Source organism: Kiloniella sp. (assembly GCF_048259265.1).
Taxonomy (GTDB): domain Bacteria; phylum Pseudomonadota; class Alphaproteobacteria; order Kiloniellales; family Kiloniellaceae; genus Kiloniella.
Genome location: NZ_JBLXHT010000002.1, coordinates 1 through 17,398, shown reverse-complemented (window position 1 = coordinate 17,398; position 17,398 = coordinate 1). Strand labels below are relative to the sequence as shown.

Here is a 17,398-nt window from a genome sequence, read left to right as displayed (position 1 = left end):
AGATATACATGGCAGACACGCAGATTTTGCATTCCTTGGTTAATAATCAGGTTTTCTGCCGATCTTGGCGTAACTTTTGCCAATAAAAAAGCCGCTTTTTGACCTCTCTTTCAAAGCCTCTTTCCACCGGCTGGTAGAAATTAAGGCGTGGCATATTATCCGGAAAGTAGTTTTGTCCAGAAAAACCATCCTGTGCATCGTGGTCATAGGCATAGTTTTTTCCATACCCAAGGTCTTTCATCATTTTGGTCGGAGCATTCAAAATATGCATCGGAGGAGAAAGAGATCCGGTTTCTTTTGCCGATCGAACACTACTTTTATAAGCAGCATAAGCAGCATTGGATTTCGGTGCTGTGCCAAGATAGATTACAGCCTGCGCCAGAGCTAATTCCCCCTCTGGTGATCCCAGACGCTCGAAGGATTGCCATGCGTGTAAAGCCTGCGACATTGCATTGGGGTCTGCAAGACCGATATCCTCAACCGCAAACCTTAGAAGTCTTCTTGCAATATAATTGGGATCTTCACCACCCGCTAACATCCGGGCCAACCAATAAAGAGCCGCATCACAATCAGAACCTCGCAACGACTTATGTAAGGCTGATATTAAATTATAGTGCCCTTCCTGGCCTTTGTCATAAATCGGGGCGCGTTTTTGAATAACTGTTGCCAGATCTGCCGTGTTCAAAGCCTCACCTGGCGGCAAGGTAAAGAGCTCTTCCGCCATATTTAGAAGGTAACGTCCGTCGCCATCCGCCATGGCAATAACTGATTGGCGAGCCTCATCTGATAGGGGTAACTCGAACCCCATTTCTTGCTCAGCTCTCACCAACAGATCGTCCATTCCTTCTTCATCTATGCGTTTGAGCACCATGACTTGAGAGCGGGATAATAACGCCGCGTTCAATTCGAACGAAGGATTTTCAGTCGTTGCCCCAACCAAGACAATTGTACCGTCTTCCATATAGGGAAGAAAACTGTCCTGTTGCGCTCTGTTAAATCGATGAATTTCATCGATAAATAGCAGCGTCCCCTGCCCCATTGCCTTTCGCTCACGAGCCTTTTCAAAGATCTTCCGTAAATCTGCAACGCCAGAAAAAATGGCTGATAGAGGTTCAAAATGAAGGTCCGTCACATCGGCCAACAACCGGGCAATTGTCGTTTTTCCACACCCAGGCGTTCCCCACAGGATCATGGATGCCAGACGCTGCGCCCGAACCATGCGCCCAATCGGACCATTTTCACCAACAAGATGATCTTGCCCGACAACCTGATCCAGTTTTTGTGGGCGCAGCCGGTCAGCTAATGGCCTTGATGTTGGATCTTCAAATAAACCAACCACTTAATATCTTCCTTGTGGTAACATTCACATCACTGAAGTTCGGAACGAATTCTATCGCTTTAATTCAAGCGTTCTCTTCCGCCCTTCTCTACTGATAACTAACGTCCAACGCTCTGTTCTTTTATTCAATGCCTTTTCAACATCGGCAACTCTATTGATTTGAACACCATTTACATTCAACAAAATATCATGCGGCTGCAGGCTAATTCGATGTGCCGGACTTCGACGCGCAACATTCTTTACAATGACCCCTTCCCACAAACTTCCCAGATGCAATTCTTCTGCTACAGCGGGTGAAAGGTTGGTAATTAAAGAGCCTGCCAAGGGATTGCTACCACGGATTTCCTGTTCGTTCCTTTTGGGCGTTTCGGGGGCCGGACTTGCCAAATAGGTAACCGTTTTTGCTTCACGCCCTCTCCATAACTCTAGCTCAACCTTTTCTCCAACAGGGATTGTCGCGATACGAAACCGCAAGGATTCAACGTTGATCACTTCCTTCCCACCTACAGAAAGAATAACATCACCCCCACGGATACCCGCTTTATCAGCAGGTCCCCCAGGATAAACATTACTGACAACGACACCACCGGGGCGGTTAAGCCCAAAGCCCAAAGCCAGATCAGCATTCAAATCCTGTCCGGCAATACCGGGCCAAGCACGAACCAGCTCTCGTCCCTGTTCAGCAGAATGTACGACTGTACGAACCATGTTTGCCGGAATAGCAAAACCAATACCGACAGATCCACCATTTCTTGAAGACGAGAAAATTGCAGTATTGATACCCAGAAGTTTGCCATCCAATGTGACCAACGCTCCACCAGAATTTCCGGGGTTAATAGCTGCATCCGTCTGAATAAAAAATTGGAAGTCAGCAACACCAACCTGTGTTCTGGCCAAGGCAGAAACAATCCCGCTTGTAACAGTCTGCCCAACCCCAAAAGGATTACCAATCGCGAGGACAAGATCACCAACATCAATTGTATCGGAATCCATCACTTCAAGAGTGGGTAGCTTTTCACCTTGCGAGTCAATTTTCAGGATTGCCAAATCTGTATCTTTATCACTCAAAACCAGTTCAGCAGAAAACTCGCGTCGATCAGCCAAAACAACCTGAATTTCAGTCGCAGAATCGATGACATGATGGTTTGTCACAATCAAACCATTTTCACGAACGATGACGCCTGAGCCAAGGGACTTGCCCATCCGCTTTCTCTCTCGTCCGGGTAAATTATTCCCAAAAAATTTACGGAAGAAAGGATCATTAAACAGTGATGGGACAGCACGTTCTTTGACCAACATTTTGGTGAAGATATTGACCACTGCCGGCGACGTCTGTTTCACGACAGGTGAAAAACTCAGGTTTATCTGCGCCTGACTTGTTGGGACAGTCTGCGCGTAAACAGAAGAAACAGACAGGTTACTCTGGATCAAAAACAGCGCCGTGATTGACAAGAAAATTGGCAATAGTTTTGTTTGCAGAAAACGCATCAGTATCTAGTTCCTTATGAAATAAACAGTTCGCAGTTTGTTCACCTTGAGATCTAACACAGTTACGGCTGTGTCAAAATATCTCTTTGTGAAAATCTTTAAGTACTCGGCCTCAACAAAAATAAACGGGCCAAAAACAAAAGGCAGTCCCAAGGACTGCCTTTTGATAGTACATAAATGTGTAGAAAAAGAGGCTTACTCTTCTCCTTCATCCTCATCACCAACTACAGGACCAGAATCCTGGCCTTTGGCATCAAGATCGCGATCAACAAATTCGATGAAAGCCATCGGCGCCATATCACCATGACGGAAGCCAGCTTTAAGAACGCGAGTGTAACCACCCTGACGATCTTTGTAACGCTCGGCAAGTACGTCAAAAAGTTTAGCAGTTAGTTTTGTATCACGAAGAACAGCTAGAGCCTGACGACGAGCGTGCAGGTCACCGCGCTTACCAAGTGTAACCAATTTCTCAACGATTGGACGAAGATCTTTGGCTTTTGGAAGCGTTGTTTTGATCTGTTCGTGTTTGATCAACGCGTGCGCCATGTTTGCAAACATAGCTTTACGGTGGCTGGAAGTACGATTTAGTTTACGACCACTCATTCCGTGACGCATATCTGTTCTCCTAATATCTTGTGTCTCGCGCACGAGACGGATTAAAATTCCTAACGCCGCCTGATTAATAAAAACCAGATGAAATCGCCAGGGTTCGGGGTGAACTCCCCTTTAGTAACTCTGAACCCTCTTAGAAAGGTTCGTCGAGACGCTTAGCCAACTCTTCGATGTTCTCTGGTGGCCACTCGGCAATTTCCATACCAAGGTGGAGGCCCATACCAGAAAGAACTTCTTTGATCTCGTTAAGAGATTTACGACCGAAGTTAGGTGTACGTAGCATTTCTGCTTCGGTTTTCTGAACCAGATCACCGATGTAAACGATGTTATCGTTTTTGAGGCAGTTCGCAGAACGAACAGACAGTTCAAGTTCGTCAACCTTGCGAAGAAGGTTACGGTTGAACGGTGGTTCGCTTGGACGATCATCAACTTCTTCAACTTTAGGCTCATCGAAGTTAACGAAGAGAGAAAGTTGATCCTGAAGAATACGAGACGCAACAGCAATCGCGTCTTCTGGTGTGATAGAACCATCAGTTTCGATTTCAAGTGTCAGCTTGTCATAGTCAGTTACCTGGCCAACACGTGTGTTGTCGACTTTGTAAGACACTTTACGAACTGGTGAGAAGATTGAATCAACTGGTACAAGACCAATTGGCGCATCTTCAACGCGATTCTGAGAAGCAGCAACATAGCCCTTACCAGTATCAACGGTAAGTTCCATGTCCAAATGAGCACCATCATCCAGAGTACAGATCACAAGATCTGGGTTCATCACTTCGATGTCACCAGTTGTTTCGATCTGACCGGCAGTAACAGAGCCAGGACCTTCTGCACGAAGACGCATGCGCTTTGGTTCTTCACCTTCCATACGCAGAGCGATGGTCTTGATGTTAAGAATAACGTCAGTAACGTCTTCACGAACACCAGGAATAGATGAGAACTCGTGCAGGACACCATCGATATGGATGGATGTAACAGCAGCACCTTGCAAAGATGACAGAAGAACGCGACGCAGCGCGTTACCAAGTGTAAGGCCAAAGCCACGCTCAAGCGGCTCAGCAACAACTTTAGCAATACGGTTGCTATCGATGCCTGGCTCAACAACGAGACTTTCAGGCTTGATCAAAGCATTCCAGTTAGTCTGAATCACAGTAAAACCTCTTTTTGACGTGCAAGCTATCGATCACGAACGGGGACGTAACAATGGTTCTTGCAGTGTCATGTATATGCCAAAAGCCGGAAATAAAATCCGGCTTTAGACGAGTTTGATAAAGGCAGGCTACCCGTTAAACAGCCTGCCCTAAATCCACTTATACGCGACGGCGTTTTGGTGGACGACATCCGTTATGCGGAATTGGTGTTACATCACGAATACCCGTGATAGTGAAACCAACTGCCTGCAGAGCACGAAGAGCGGACTCACGTCCTGACCCTGGGCCCTTAACGTTAACTTCGAGAGTCTTCATTCCATGATCCTGAGCTTTTTTGCCTGCATCTTCTGCAGCCAGCTGAGCGGCATATGGAGTGGACTTACGAGAACCTTTAAAACCTAGACCACCAGCTGATGCCCAGGAAATAGCATTTCCCTGTACGTCAGTAATCGTGATGATCGTGTTGTTAAAAGTTGCACTGATGTGAGCGATACCAGAAGAAATATTCTTCCGCTCGCGACGCTTAACGCGCCCCTGCTGAGCTTTAGCCATTTTCTACTGCCCTCTTATTTCTTCTTACCAGCGATAGCAACAGCAGGACCTTTACGCGTACGTGCGTTGGTCCGAGTACGCTGCCCGCGAACTGGAAGGCGTTTACGATGACGAAGGCCGCGCAGGCAACCTAGATCCATCAGACGTTTGATGTTCATAGCAACTTCACGGCGAAGATCACCTTCAACAGTGCAGTTACTATCAATTGTTTCACGAATGCGAAGTACTTCATCTTCTGTCAATTCGTTGACACGGCGTTCAGCCGGGATGCCAACTTCTTCACAGATTTTCTTAGAAATCGCAGGACCAATACCATGGATATAGGTCAATGCGATAAGTACCCGCTTTTGCGTCGGGATGTTGACGCCAGCAATACGAGCCACTACGCTCTCCTCACAAACACAGATCGGGTTCCAACCATTTGGAAACCCTGGTTAAATTAATCCGCGACATTCTCTAGAGGTGAAATGAGAGACGTCGTGTAGTTCTTGTTTCAGGCCGAAACCCGAAATTGTATTGGGTGGTAGATAAAGTCACCCGAAATACGTTTTGTCGAAAATAAGGCCAAAAAGGTCAGATTCTCAACAAAAATGTCCATTCGGCGGCGGATTATATGCCAATCCGTCCGCCTGTCAATGGGTAAGTCTTACTTAAGGAAATTAGCGATCTGACTCGCCACTTCCTCAATTGATTGCATACCGTCCACTTTGTGCAGATTGCCCTTTTTTTCATAGTAAGGCAGCACAGGGGCAGTTTGTTCATGGTAAACAGCCAGACGCTTCTTAAGCGTTTCTGCATTATCATCAGCGCGACGTTCTGATTCAGGTGTCTCGCTTGCACGTTGCTCGATACGGTTGAAAAGAATCTTTTCATCAACAACGATCTCGATAGTGCTGTCTAGCTTCAGGCCTTTTTCTTCCAACATAACATCCAAGCCTTCGGCCTGAGCTACTGTTCGCGGAAAGCCGTCGAGAATGAAACCATTTTTGCAATCTGCTTCGTCAATACGGTCAGAGATAATACCGATAATCAGATCATCAGCGACCAACTGACCGGCATCCATAACAGATTTGGCTTGTTTTCCAAGCTGTGTCCCCGCAGCAACAGCTGCTCTTAACATGTCTCCTGTTGAAAGCTGCACAATGCTGTGCTGCTCTACCAGAATTGCAGCCTGAGTACCTTTACCTGCGCCCGGAGGGCCAAACAATACTATGTTCATCCACGCCTACCCTTTAATTTTGATTTTTTAATTAGGCCTTCATACTGATGAGCCACCAGATGAGAATGGATCTGTCCAACCGTATCCATTGTAACGGAAACGACAATCAAAAGACTTGTCCCGCCAAAGTAGAATGGAACAGCATATTGAGAGATCAAAATCTCAGGTAGCAAACATACAGCTACAAGATATGCAGCCCCAGCAATTGTTAGCCGATTGATGATATAGTCAAGATGTGCAGCTGTGTTTTTTCCGGGACGAATGCCAGGAACAAAACCACCATTTTTCTTAAGGTTGTCAGCCGTCTCTTCGGTGTTGAAGACAATCGTCTTATAGAAGAAAGCGAAGAACGCGATCAGCGTACTGAATAGAAGCATGTAACCAACAGTGCCACGACCAAGGTTAGCAGTAACCCAAGTCAGCCACTCGGAACTACCAGCAGAAAATTGGGCCGCAGTAATTGGCATAAGTAACAGTGACGATGCAAAAATTGGTGGGATTACACCAGACACGTTCAGTTTGATTGGCAGGTGAGAAGAATCACCACCGAACATTTTGTTGCCAACCTGACGCTTAGGATATTGGACGATCACTTTACGGTGTGCTCGCTCAAAGCAAACGATACCAGCAATAACCAGCGGAACCAACAGAATGATCAAGGCGACAAAACCGTTACTTTGGCTCAGCTGAAATGTCTGCGCCAATGCTGCAGGCAGACCAGCAACAATACCAGAGAAGATGATCAGTGAGATACCATTACCGATACCCCGCTGTGTAATCTGCTCACCCAACCACATAAGGAAGATTGTACCACCTGTAAGGGTAATAACAGTTGTCAGTTCAAAGAAAAGTCCTGGGTTAATAACAGCGGCCCCAAAATCCTGAGCCCCTTGTAAACCACGGGCAATACCGTAGGCCTGAACAGCAGCTAGCACCACCGTACCATAACGTGTGTATTGGTTGATTTTCTTGCGACCTGCTTCACCTTCTTTTTTAAGGGCTTCAATCTGTGGAGAGATTGCGGTCATCAACTGCATAATAATAGATGCAGAAATATACGGCATGATGTTCAAGGCGAGAATTGTCATTCTCTCAAGAGCACCACCTGAAAAGAGGTTAAACATTCCAAGCACACCGCCCGCCTGAGCGTTAAAGGCCTGTTGGAATACAATAGGATCAATTCCGGGAAGAGGAATATAAGTTCCTAGACGATACACAATAAGCGCACCCAGAGTGAACCAGATACGCTTTTTCAAATCTGTGGCTTTAGAAAACGCACTAAGATTAATATTCGCGGCTAATTGCTCAGCAGCAGATGCCATATGCCTATTCCCGGTAAGATAAAAATTGACTAAAAAATACTAAAGGCAGAAACCCCCATCAAAAGAAAGGGATTTCTGCCTTTACAAAATTACTTGCTCGCAGGAACGGTGACAGAGCCACCTGATTTCTCTACGGCTGCAATAGCAGCGGCGGAAGCACCAGCAACAGTGATTTCCACTTTTGCTTTCAGTTCGCCGTTCGCCAACAGGCGAATGCCGTCACGAGCATTAGTAATGATACCAGAAGTAACGAGAACTTCTTGATCGATCGGCTTTTTAGCATCGATTTTCTTTGCGTCAATCGCTGCCTGAAGACGACCAATGTTCAAAGGAACATAGTTCTTCCGGAAGATGTTGTTAAATCCACGTTTCGGCAGACGACGATGCAATGGCATCTGACCGCCTTCGAAGCCTTTAATGCTTACGCCGGAACGAGACTTTTGACCCTTGTGTCCGCCACCGGCATTCTTGCCGTAGCCGGAACCAGTACCACGACCGACGCGTTTGCGATCTTTCGTAGCACCTGGGTTATCGGAAAGCTGATTTAGCTTCATCGTAATGGTCCCAGTTTCTCCTTCTTGTCAGGATAGTGAAAGCCCTTAGGCTTCCACCACCTTAACAAGATGGCTAACCTTGTTGATCATGCCACGTACGGAAGGTGTATCTTCCAGTGTACGACGGCGGTTCATTTTATTGAGGCCCAGACCAACAAGTGTTGCGCGCTGATCTTTAGTCCGTCCGATTGGACTTCCTACCTGTACCACAGTAATCGTTTTTTTAGCTGCCATGGTATTTATCCTTGAGCTTCTGTGCCTGCAGCACGGTTGCCTAGAATATCAGAAACCTTCTTACCGCGACGCTGAGCAACCATACGAGGGCTACGCGAACGCGTCAGGCCATCGATAGCAGCTTTAATCAGGTTGTGCGGGTTCGAAGTACCTGTGGACTTAGAGACCACATCCTGAACACCAAGAGCTTCAAAAACGGCACGGAGAGGACCACCGGCAATAATACCGGTACCCACTGGTGCGCTGCGCATTACAACATGGCCTGCACCGTAATGACCTTTGATGTCATGGTGCAAAGTACGGCCCTCACGAAGAGGAACACGAACCATGTTCTGTTTTGCAGCTTCCGTAGCCTTACGAATTGCTTCAGGAACTTCACGGGCTTTACCAGTGCCATGACCTACGCGACCACGGCCGTCACCAACGACGACAATAGCTGCGAAGCCAAAACGACGGCCACCTTTGACCACCTTAGCAACACGGTTAATACCAACCAGTTTTTCGATCAGTTCCGGTTCATCGCGGTTGCGATCGTCTCTACGACCGCGATTTTCTTTTTGAGAACGTGCCATAAAACTAGTCCCCTTAGAACTTTAAGCCAGCTTCACGAGCCGCGTCAGCCAAGGCTTTGACACGACCATGATAAATGTATCCACCACGGTCGAAAACGACGTCCGTGATACCGGCGGCGACGGCGCGCTCTGCAACGAGTTTTCCAACTTTAACGGCAGCATCTTTATCTGCACCAGTTTTCAAATCGCTTTTCAGAGCTCCGTCCAGGGTTGACGCAGCGGCAACAGTGACACCCTGCTTGTCATCAATCACTTGAGCATAGATATTTTTGCTCGAACGAAATACTGACAGGCGAGGACGACCATTACCCGTGCGCCGTAGCTGTGTACGAACGCGACTTTTGCGGCGATCGTGCAATGAGATAAGCTTACGCATGGGTTACTTCTTCTTGCCTTCTTTGCGCAGAATGACTTCATCAGAGTACTTAACACCTTTGCCTTTGTAAGGCTCTGGTGGGCGGTACCCACGGATGACAGCAGCCACCTGGCCGACTTTCTGCTTGTCGATCCCCGAAACGGCAACAGCCGTTGGCTTTTCACACTTGATAGTTATGCCTTCCGGAATTGGGAAGAGAACATCATGTGAATAGCCAAGCTGCAGATTCAAAGTATTACCTTGAACAGCCGCGCGATAACCAACACCGTTAATCTCAAGGTTCTTGGTGTAACCTTCGGAAACACCAGTAACCAGATTCTGGACACGACTGCGAGCAGTACCCCACATAGAGCGAGCACGCTTGCTGTCATTAGCTGGAGTGACCGTAACTTTTCCATCATCAAGAGAGAAAGTTACATCATCCGTAGCTGCGAAGCTGAGTTCACCCAGCTTCCCTTTTGCAGAGACGACATTGCCGTCAATCTTTAGTTCGACCCCACTTGGTACTTCTACGGGGTTCTTGCCTACACGAGACATATCAAACTCCCTTAGAATACCTGGCAGAGAACCTCACCACCAACATTGGCGGTACGGGCTTCTTGATCGGACATTACGCCGCTAGGCGTAGAAAGAATGGTGACACCAAGTCCGTTGTAGTAACGTGGTAGCTCTTTAATTTTAGAGTACACGCGACGACCAGGACGTGACACACGACTGATTTCAGAAATCGCCGGATCACCATCTGCGTATTTAAGTTCGATAGCTAGTTCACTAATACCAGCACGAACGTCAACTTTACTAAATCCGCGAATAAAACCTTCGCGTTTTAGAACTTCGAGTACATTGGCACGCAGCTTAGAAGCTGGCGCGCGAACGACGCTTTTACCAACCCGTTGTCCGTTACGGATGCGGGTTAGCATATCCCCTAAAGGATCGCTCATCGCCATATCGTCGGTCCTTCCTTACCAGCTCGACTTAACGACACCAGGTGCCTGGCCTACAGAGGCCAGATCACGAAGCGCGATACGAGAGAGCTTGAACTTACGATAAAATCCACGAGGACGTCCTGTGACGCCACAACGGTTACGTACGCGGATCTTTGCACCGTCACGAGGCAACTGAGCCAATTTCATACTAGCCTGGAAGACTTCTTCCGGGGAAGCAGAACGGTCTGTTGCAATCGCCTTAAGCGCAGCACGCTTTTCAGCTTGCTTTGCTACCATACGGCGGCGTTTTTCGTTCTTAGCAATGGCACTTTTCTTAGCCATTTTACTATTCCTTTCTGCCCGTTCAGTTAGCGAACGGCATGTCGAACCTGGCAAGGAGAGCTTTCGCTTCCTCATCGGTTTTCGCCGTGGTGCAGATGGTAATATTCATCCCGCGGATTTCGTCTACGCGATCGTATTCGATTTCCGGGAAAACAATCTGCTCCTTGAGTCCCATGTTATAGTTTCCAAGGCCGTCAAATGCATTGCCTTTCACGCCGCGAAAATCACGAACACGTGGAAGAGCAATCGTCACAAGACGATCAAGGAATTCATACATGCGATCGCCGCGCAGTGTCACCTTACAGCCTAGCGGCATATCTTCACGAACCTTGAAACCCGCAATAGATTTCTTGGCACGTGTGATAACAGGTTTTTGCGCTGCAATTGCTTCTAGTTCAGAAGCTGCATGCTTAACCTTTTTGGTGTCCTGTACGGCTTTACCAACACCGATATTAAGCACGATTTTCTCAAGCTTAGGAATCTGCATCGGGTTAGTGTAGTTAAATTCGCCTTTAAGAGCGTCTCTAACTTCACTGTTATAATGTGCCTTCAAGCGTGGCTGTGTCATGGTCAACCTCGCCCTATACATCAACTACTTCGCCAGATTTCTTGGCGAAGCGCACTTTGCGATCCCCTTCTGTACGGAAACCAACGCGTGTGGCATCCCCAGATTTAGGGTCAACTAGTGCAATATTAGAAATATGAACGGAAGCTTCTTGCTCGATGATTCCGCCCTGTGATGTCTGGGAAGCAGACTGGTGCTTCTTCACGACGTTTACGCCTTGTACTACAACGCGGTCCTCGTCGCGAAGTACTCGAAGCACTTCGCCTTTTTTACCCTTGTCACGACCGGTTGTAAGAACAACCTGATCGCCTTTTTTGATCTTAAACTTTTTGCTCATTACAGCACCTCAGGCGCCAATGACACGATTTTCATGAAGCTGCGCGCACGCAGTTCACGGGTAACCGGGCCGAAAATACGAGTACCAATAGGCTCATTTGATTTGTTAATCAAAACAGCCGCATTAGTATCAAAGCGGATCGAGGTGCCGTCTTGACGACGGATTTCTTTTGCCGTGCGTACAATCACGGCACGGTGTACATCACCTTTTTTGACTTTGCCACGTGGAATTGCTTCCTTGACAGAGACTTTGATGACGTCACCGATACTGGCGGTTTTACGTTTGGAACCACCAAGCACCTTGATGCACTGTACTCTACGAGCACCGGAGTTGTCAGCTACTTCAAGCTGAGACTGCATCTGGATCATGGCTATATCCTAAATACTATGCTTCGGTAGAAGCGTCACTGACCAGCTCCCAAGACTTAGTCTTGGAAATTGGACTGCATTCACGAATCTTGACGACATCTCCCGCTTTTACTGCGTTGGTCTCGTCATGAGCGTGATACTTCTTCGAACGCTTAATGAACTTCTTGTAGATCGGGTGCATAACGCGACGTTCTACAAGAACAGTAATAGTCTTGTCGGTCTTATCGCTAACTACGACACCCTGCAACACACGCCGTGGCATTGTGTAAACTCCTTAAGAAGCTGCCTGCAGAGACTGCAGGACAGTTTTAACTCGTGCAATGTCGCGGCGAACCTGACGACAACGAGCCGTGTTTTCAAGCTGACCGCTGGCTTGTTGGAAGCGGAGGTTAAACTGCTCTTTGCGCAACTTTACCATCTCTTCTTTAAGCTCATCAGCCGTTTTAGTACGGAGATCACTTGATTTCATTAGTTCACTCCTTCACCCGGACGAACAATAAATTTCGTCTGAATTGGTAGTTTAGCAGATGCCAACGAGAAAGCCTCGCGAGCAACGTCCAAAGGAACACCATCGAGTTCAAAGATGACACGACCAGGTTTAACCCTAGCTGCCCACCATTCGATGTTACCTTTACCTTTACCCTGACGAACTTCTGCTGGCTTCGATGAAACCGGCACGTCTGGGAAGATGCGGATCCACAACTTACCGACACGTTTCATATGACGTGTAACGGTACGACGGGCCGCTTCGATTTGTCGGGCAGATACACGACCTGGGGTTACGGCTTTAAGACCGTAGGCACCAAAATTCAATTGGGTACCACCCTTAGCATTACCGTGTATCCGGCCTTTATGTGCTTTGCGGAACTTAGTCCGCTTTGGCTGCAACATATTACTATTTCCTCAAGCTAAGCCCGTTACGAACGAGCGGCCTGTGAATCCTGAGATCGCTTATCCATGGCCATTGGGTCATGTTCCATGATCTCGCCCTTGAAGATCCATACCTTCACACCACAAATACCGAAAGTGGTGGATGCACGGGACTCAGCGTAATCAACTTCCGCACGAAGTGTGTGGAGTGGAACACGTCCTTCACGATACCATTCAGTACGAGCAATCTCAGCACCACCCAAACGGCCAGCACAATTAATACGAATGCCCTGTGCGCCGAGACGCATAGCTGACTGAACAGATCGTTTCATAGCACGACGGAAAGCCACACGACGTTCTAACTGACTACAGATGTTGTCTGCAACCAATTTCGCATCAATTTCTGGTTTCCGGATTTCTACGATATTCAGATGTACTTCGCTAGAAGTAAGTTTCTGAAGCTCACGACGCAGTTTTTCAATATCCGATCCCTTTTTACCAATCACAACACCCGGACGGGCAGTGTAAATAGTAACACGGGCTTTCTTGGCTGGGCGCTCAATGATGATCCGAGAAACACCAGCTTGTTTCAAGCGCTCGCGCAGAAACTCACGGATGCCTAGATCTTCATGAAGCAGATCAGCATAGTCACCATCTGCAAACCAACGAGAATCCCAGGTCCGGATGATACCGACACGAAGGCCGATAGGATTAATCTTCTGACCCATTACGCTGTCTCCTCGCGTTCACGGACAACAACTGTCAATTGGCTCCAAGGCTTGAGCAAACGGCCAACACGACCGCGAGCACGTGCCCGGAAACGCTTCATGACAAAGCTTTTACCGACGAAAGCCTCAGATACAAAGAGACGATCTACATCAAGCTGATGGTTGTTTTCAGCATTAGCAATTGCAGACTGAAGTGCTTTTTTCACTTCAATAGCAATACGACGCTTGGAGAAAGTCAGTTCTGCCAAAGCAGATTCTGCAGATTTCCCACGAATGCTTGCCGCAACCAGGTTTAGTTTACGTGGTGAAGTGCGAAGGTTAACAGCAATAGCACGAGCTTCATTGTCAGCTAACGCACGATCACGTTTTGACTTACTCATTTTCTGCCTTTCTTCGCTTTCTTATCCACAGCGTGACCCCAATAGGTACGCGATGGGGCGAATTCACCGAATTTATGGCCAACCATATTCTCAGTTACAAGAACTGGGATGTGCTTACGGCCGTTGTACACACCAAAAGTCAAACCAACAAACTGTGGCATGATGGTGGAACGACGGGACCATGTCTTAATAATTTCGTTACGACCCGCGCTACGCACGGTCTCAGCCTTCTTTAACAGACAGGCATCAACAAACGGGCCTTTCCAAACGGAACGAGCCATATGGCCATCCCCTCACTTAGCGTTTCTGATGACGACGACGGATAATTAGTCCATCGGTCTTCTTGTTGGAGCGAGTACGAGCACCCTTTGTAGGTTTCCCCCAAGGAGTGACCGGGTGACGACCACCCGATGTACGACCTTCACCACCACCGTGCGGGTGGTCCACCGGGTTCATAGCGACACCACGAACAGACGGACGCTTGCCAAGCCAGCGATTACGGCCAGCTTTGCCAAGCTTCTGATTCGAATTGTCCGGGTTGGACACGGATCCAACCGTCGCCATGCATTCGGCGCGTACCATACGTAACTCGCCTGAGTTCAAGCGAATTTGAGCATATCCTGCATCGCGACCAACCAACTGTACATAAGTACCGGCTGAACGAGCAATCTGCCCACCCTTGCCAGCCTTCAGCTCGACGTTGTGGACAATAGTACCCACAGGAATCGCGCTAAGTGGCATAGCATTACCAGGTTTAACATCGGTTTTAGCACCAGAGATGACACTATCACCGACCTGCAGGCGCTGAGGAGCCAAGATATAGGCTTGCTCACCATCTGCATATTCGATTAAGGCGATAAACGCCGTACGGTTCGGATCGTACTCAATGCGCTGTACTGTAGCAGCAATATCAAACTTTGTACGTTTGAAATCGATGATACGGTAAGAACGCTTATGACCACCGCCACGACGGCGCATGGTGATCCTACCATTATTATTACGTCCACCTGACTTTGTAAGGCCTTCAGTTAATTTCTTAACTGGCTTGCCTTTGTAAAGATCAGAACGATCGATCAACACCAGGTTTCTTTGACTTGGTGTGACTGGATTAAAAGTTTTCAACGCCATCGGATTAAATTCCCGTCGTCACGTCGATGCTTTCCCCGTCAGGCAGGGAAATAATAGCCTTCTTCACGTCGGAACGACGACCAGGACGACCTTTGAAACGTTTTGTTTTGCCTTTAACGCGAAGGGTATTAACCGCTTCAACCTTAACGCCAAACAAACCTTCAATAGCCAAACTGATTTCAGGCTTAGAAGCATCAAGCGGAACTTGGAAGGTAACCTGGTTATTTTCTGAACCAAGAGTAGCCTTCTCGGTGATGACCGGACGACGGATGATTTCATACATCCGTTCTTTAGAAATGGTCACCGGCTTGGTGTTACGTGCGCGTGCTCTGCTCATTTTAGACGCGCCTCCAGCGCTTCAACAGCATCCTTGGTCAAAACCAATGTGTCGCGACGCAGAATATCAAACACGTTAGCACCCTGCTGTGGCAGAATATCAACGCATGGAATATTGCGAGAAGCACGAGCAAAACCTTCGTTCACTGACGCGCCGTCGATAACAAGAGCTGAAGACCAGCCCAATGCTGCCAACTGCTTCACCAATGCAGAGGTTTTTGGTTCTTTGACTTCGGTGTTATCAAGAACAACCAACTTACCTTCAGCAACTTTAGCTGAAAGTGCAGTCTTAAGAGCAAGAAGACGAACTTTCTTCGGAAGATCGTGGGAATGATCCTGAACGCGAGGCCCATGAACAATACCACCACCACGAAAGAGGTTCGCACGAATAGAACCGTGACGAGCACCGCCACCTTTCTGATTCTTGATCTTACGGGTTGAACCGCGAACTTCGCCGCGTTCTTTAACCTTGTGTGTGCCAGCACGACGCTTGGCTAGCTGATAGTTGACCATACGTGCGAGTAAATCAGCACGAACCGGAAGACCGAACACAGCTTCGTTCAGTTCAACTTCACCAGCTTTTTTATTTTCGAGGGATGTAACCGCGATCTTCATGGTTATTGATCCTTCTCTTCAGCAGCAGGAGCTTCAGCAGCAGCAGCTTTAAGGCCAGCAGGGAACGGAACACCTTCAGGAAGTGCACGTTTCACAGCATCGCTTATGTAAACCCAACCGCCTTTTGAGCCAGGAATAGCACCCTTTACAAGGATCAAGCCATTGTCACCATCGGTAGCAACGATTTCCAAATTCTGGGTAGTCACACGACGATCACCCATGTGACCAGCCATTTTCTTACCCTTGAACACCTTACCAGGATCCTGACTGTTACCAGTAGAACCGTGACTACGGTGTGAAACGGAAACACCGTGCGTAGCACGTAGACCACCAAAATTATGACGCTTCATCGCACCAGCGAAACCTTTACCGATAGAAGTACCGGTAACGTCTACATACTGACCTGCAACAAAGTGACCCGCATCCAACTCAACACCAACGTCCAATAGAGCGTCTGCTGATACACGGAATTCTGCTGTATGTTTCTTCGGAGCAACCTTAGCTTTGGCATAATGGCCACGCTCAGCTTTACTCACATTTTTCACCTTGGCTACACCAGAGCCAAGTTGAATCGCATTATAGCCGTCCGTCTCTTGATTACGGACCGCAACAACCTGACAACTCTCTAGCTTCAAAACAGTTACTGGAACATGATTCCCAGCTTCTGTGAAGACGCGAGACATACCAAGTTTCTGCGCAATAAGACCCGTACGCATTGCTTAGCCTTTCAGTTTAATCTCAACATCAACACCAGCCGCAAGATCAAGCTTCATAAGCGCGTCTACGGTTTGAGGTGTTGGCTCAACGATGTCAATAAGACGCTTGTGAGTTCTGATTTCGAACTGCTCACGACTCTTCTTATCGATGTGAGGACCACGAAGGACTGTAAATTTTTCAATGCGAGTCGGTAGTGGAATAGGACCTTGAACCTGCGCACCTGTACGCTTGGCAGTCCCAACGATCTCAGATGTAGATTGGTCTAGGACCCTGTGATCGTACGCCTTTAGGCGAATTCTAATATTCTGGCTGGACATTCTCAGCCACCCTTGATTAACCCGTTCGTACCATTCGCGGCATTGGAACGCAGTTAACCCCTTTCAGAGTTAATATAAACAATTTTGTCACAAAAAGAAGCGACGGTGCGTTCTTTACCAAAACGCACCGTCGCTATCAACAACTATTTTACTTTTTTTTATTTTGAGATACTTGAAACGACACCAGCACCAACGGTACGGCCGCCTTCACGGATCGCAAAACGCAAACCATCAGTCATCGCGATTGGTGCGATAAGTTCAACATCCATAGCAATGTTATCACCAGGCATAACCATCTCTGTACCTTCTGGTAGAGAAACAACACCTGTAACATCCGTTGTACGGAAGTA

At 47.7% G+C, this 17,398-nt stretch carries 29 protein-coding genes and 1 pseudogene; all 30 read right to left on the bottom strand.

Translation table 11 applies throughout. The features are described from left to right. Nucleotides 1-46: 46 nt before the first annotated feature. Entirely contained in the window at nucleotides 47-1,339 is a 1,293-nt protein-coding gene (locus ACN0QW_RS03290; protein WP_417428746.1) for a replication-associated recombination protein A, read from the bottom strand. Nucleotides 1,340-1,390: 51 nt separating this feature from the next. Further along, entirely contained in the window at nucleotides 1,391-2,827 is a 1,437-nt protein-coding gene (locus ACN0QW_RS03285; RefSeq protein WP_417428744.1) for a DegQ family serine endoprotease, read from the bottom strand. A 195-nt stretch (nucleotides 2,828-3,022) separates the two neighbouring features. Continuing rightward, a complete protein-coding gene (gene rplQ / locus ACN0QW_RS03280) occupies nucleotides 3,023-3,442 on the bottom strand; it encodes a 50S ribosomal protein L17 (RefSeq protein WP_047763780.1) in 420 nt (139 codons plus the stop codon). A 130-nt stretch (nucleotides 3,443-3,572) separates the two neighbouring features. After that, complete coding sequence (locus ACN0QW_RS03275; protein WP_047763781.1) at nucleotides 3,573-4,589, bottom strand: DNA-directed RNA polymerase subunit alpha; 1,017 nt, start codon at nucleotides 4,587-4,589, stop codon at nucleotides 3,573-3,575. Nucleotides 4,590-4,749: 160 nt separating this feature from the next. Further along, complete coding sequence (gene rpsK, locus ACN0QW_RS03270; protein ID WP_047763782.1) at nucleotides 4,750-5,142, bottom strand: 30S ribosomal protein S11; 393 nt, start codon at nucleotides 5,140-5,142, stop codon at nucleotides 4,750-4,752. A 14-nt stretch (nucleotides 5,143-5,156) separates the two neighbouring features. After that, on the bottom strand, nucleotides 5,157-5,525 hold the full coding sequence (gene rpsM, locus ACN0QW_RS03265; protein ID WP_299376774.1) for a 30S ribosomal protein S13: 369 nt from the start codon (nucleotides 5,523-5,525) through the stop codon (nucleotides 5,157-5,159). A 263-nt stretch (nucleotides 5,526-5,788) separates the two neighbouring features. Beyond that, entirely contained in the window at nucleotides 5,789-6,361 is a 573-nt protein-coding gene (locus ACN0QW_RS03260; RefSeq protein WP_417428741.1) for an adenylate kinase, read from the bottom strand. Continuing rightward, the gene (gene secY, locus ACN0QW_RS03255) at nucleotides 6,358-7,683 is read right to left on the bottom strand and encodes a preprotein translocase subunit SecY (protein ID WP_299376780.1); all 1,326 of its coding nucleotides are present in this window, start codon (nucleotides 7,681-7,683) and stop codon (nucleotides 6,358-6,360) included. Before secY ends, ACN0QW_RS03260 begins: the two co-directional genes overlap by 4 nt. A gap of 89 nt (nucleotides 7,684-7,772) precedes the next feature. Further along, a complete protein-coding gene (gene rplO, locus ACN0QW_RS03250; protein WP_052742166.1) occupies nucleotides 7,773-8,237 on the bottom strand; it encodes a 50S ribosomal protein L15 in 465 nt (154 codons plus the stop codon). Between the two features lie 45 nt (nucleotides 8,238-8,282). Further along, a complete protein-coding gene (gene rpmD, locus ACN0QW_RS03245; protein ID WP_046510036.1) occupies nucleotides 8,283-8,471 on the bottom strand; it encodes a 50S ribosomal protein L30 in 189 nt (62 codons plus the stop codon). Between the two features lie 5 nt (nucleotides 8,472-8,476). Continuing rightward, complete coding sequence (gene rpsE, locus ACN0QW_RS03240; RefSeq protein ID WP_047763786.1) at nucleotides 8,477-9,043, bottom strand: 30S ribosomal protein S5; 567 nt, start codon at nucleotides 9,041-9,043, stop codon at nucleotides 8,477-8,479. A gap of 13 nt (nucleotides 9,044-9,056) precedes the next feature. Continuing rightward, the gene (rplR, locus tag ACN0QW_RS03235) at nucleotides 9,057-9,419 is read right to left on the bottom strand and encodes a 50S ribosomal protein L18 (protein WP_085900474.1); all 363 of its coding nucleotides are present in this window, start codon (nucleotides 9,417-9,419) and stop codon (nucleotides 9,057-9,059) included. A 3-nt stretch (nucleotides 9,420-9,422) separates the two neighbouring features. Beyond that, complete coding sequence (rplF, locus tag ACN0QW_RS03230; RefSeq protein ID WP_085900475.1) at nucleotides 9,423-9,956, bottom strand: 50S ribosomal protein L6; 534 nt, start codon at nucleotides 9,954-9,956, stop codon at nucleotides 9,423-9,425. Nucleotides 9,957-9,967: 11 nt separating this feature from the next. Next, complete coding sequence (rpsH, locus tag ACN0QW_RS03225) at nucleotides 9,968-10,366, bottom strand: 30S ribosomal protein S8 (RefSeq protein ID WP_047763789.1); 399 nt, start codon at nucleotides 10,364-10,366, stop codon at nucleotides 9,968-9,970. A gap of 15 nt (nucleotides 10,367-10,381) precedes the next feature. Beyond that, complete coding sequence (gene rpsN, locus ACN0QW_RS03220; protein WP_046510031.1) at nucleotides 10,382-10,687, bottom strand: 30S ribosomal protein S14; 306 nt, start codon at nucleotides 10,685-10,687, stop codon at nucleotides 10,382-10,384. Between the two features lie 22 nt (nucleotides 10,688-10,709). After that, nucleotides 10,710-11,255 carry a 50S ribosomal protein L5 gene (rplE, locus tag ACN0QW_RS03215; RefSeq protein ID WP_047763791.1) on the bottom strand — a complete coding sequence of 182 codons (546 nt, stop codon included), beginning with the start codon at nucleotides 11,253-11,255 and terminating at the stop codon, nucleotides 10,710-10,712. Between the two features lie 13 nt (nucleotides 11,256-11,268). Next, nucleotides 11,269-11,589 carry a 50S ribosomal protein L24 gene (gene rplX / locus ACN0QW_RS03210; protein ID WP_046510030.1) on the bottom strand — a complete coding sequence of 107 codons (321 nt, stop codon included), beginning with the start codon at nucleotides 11,587-11,589 and terminating at the stop codon, nucleotides 11,269-11,271. Beyond that, the gene (gene rplN / locus ACN0QW_RS03205) at nucleotides 11,589-11,957 is read right to left on the bottom strand and encodes a 50S ribosomal protein L14 (protein WP_047763793.1); all 369 of its coding nucleotides are present in this window, start codon (nucleotides 11,955-11,957) and stop codon (nucleotides 11,589-11,591) included. The genes rplX and rplN overlap by 1 nt, the downstream gene beginning before the upstream one ends. Nucleotides 11,958-11,973: 16 nt before the next feature. Next, nucleotides 11,974-12,219, bottom strand: coding sequence for a 30S ribosomal protein S17 (gene rpsQ, locus ACN0QW_RS03200; RefSeq protein ID WP_085904584.1), 246 nt, complete (start codon nucleotides 12,217-12,219; stop codon nucleotides 11,974-11,976). 12 nt (nucleotides 12,220-12,231) lie between these two features. Then, entirely contained in the window at nucleotides 12,232-12,426 is a 195-nt protein-coding gene (gene rpmC / locus ACN0QW_RS03195; RefSeq protein WP_046510027.1) for a 50S ribosomal protein L29, read from the bottom strand. Continuing rightward, nucleotides 12,426-12,848, bottom strand: coding sequence for a 50S ribosomal protein L16 (gene rplP, locus ACN0QW_RS03190; RefSeq protein ID WP_047763794.1), 423 nt, complete (start codon nucleotides 12,846-12,848; stop codon nucleotides 12,426-12,428). The genes rpmC and rplP overlap by 1 nt, the downstream gene beginning before the upstream one ends. Before the next feature lie 26 nt (nucleotides 12,849-12,874). Further along, nucleotides 12,875-13,555 (bottom strand): 30S ribosomal protein S3, encoded by a 681-nt coding sequence (gene rpsC / locus ACN0QW_RS03185; protein ID WP_046510025.1) that lies wholly within the window; start codon nucleotides 13,553-13,555, stop codon nucleotides 12,875-12,877. Continuing rightward, nucleotides 13,555-13,935 (bottom strand): 50S ribosomal protein L22, encoded by a 381-nt coding sequence (gene rplV, locus ACN0QW_RS03180; protein ID WP_046510024.1) that lies wholly within the window; start codon nucleotides 13,933-13,935, stop codon nucleotides 13,555-13,557. The genes rpsC and rplV overlap by 1 nt, the downstream gene beginning before the upstream one ends. Then, the gene (gene rpsS, locus ACN0QW_RS03175; RefSeq protein ID WP_046510023.1) at nucleotides 13,932-14,216 is read right to left on the bottom strand and encodes a 30S ribosomal protein S19; all 285 of its coding nucleotides are present in this window, start codon (nucleotides 14,214-14,216) and stop codon (nucleotides 13,932-13,934) included. The genes rplV and rpsS overlap by 4 nt, the downstream gene beginning before the upstream one ends. 16 nt (nucleotides 14,217-14,232) lie before the next feature. After that, a complete protein-coding gene (rplB, locus tag ACN0QW_RS03170; protein WP_299376823.1) occupies nucleotides 14,233-15,063 on the bottom strand; it encodes a 50S ribosomal protein L2 in 831 nt (276 codons plus the stop codon). A gap of 4 nt (nucleotides 15,064-15,067) precedes the next feature. Next, a complete protein-coding gene (locus tag ACN0QW_RS03165) occupies nucleotides 15,068-15,400 on the bottom strand; it encodes a 50S ribosomal protein L23 (RefSeq protein ID WP_047763796.1) in 333 nt (110 codons plus the stop codon). After that, entirely contained in the window at nucleotides 15,397-16,014 is a 618-nt protein-coding gene (gene rplD / locus ACN0QW_RS03160; protein ID WP_299376829.1) for a 50S ribosomal protein L4, read from the bottom strand. Before rplD ends, ACN0QW_RS03165 begins: the two co-directional genes overlap by 4 nt. Before the next feature lie 2 nt (nucleotides 16,015-16,016). Next, complete coding sequence (gene rplC, locus ACN0QW_RS03155) at nucleotides 16,017-16,730, bottom strand: 50S ribosomal protein L3 (RefSeq protein ID WP_299376832.1); 714 nt, start codon at nucleotides 16,728-16,730, stop codon at nucleotides 16,017-16,019. Nucleotides 16,731-16,733: 3 nt separating this feature from the next. Beyond that, complete coding sequence (gene rpsJ / locus ACN0QW_RS03150; protein ID WP_046510018.1) at nucleotides 16,734-17,048, bottom strand: 30S ribosomal protein S10; 315 nt, start codon at nucleotides 17,046-17,048, stop codon at nucleotides 16,734-16,736. A 158-nt stretch (nucleotides 17,049-17,206) separates the two neighbouring features. Then, nucleotides 17,207-17,398, bottom strand: a pseudogene (gene tuf, locus ACN0QW_RS03145) (elongation factor Tu); the annotation flags it as partial.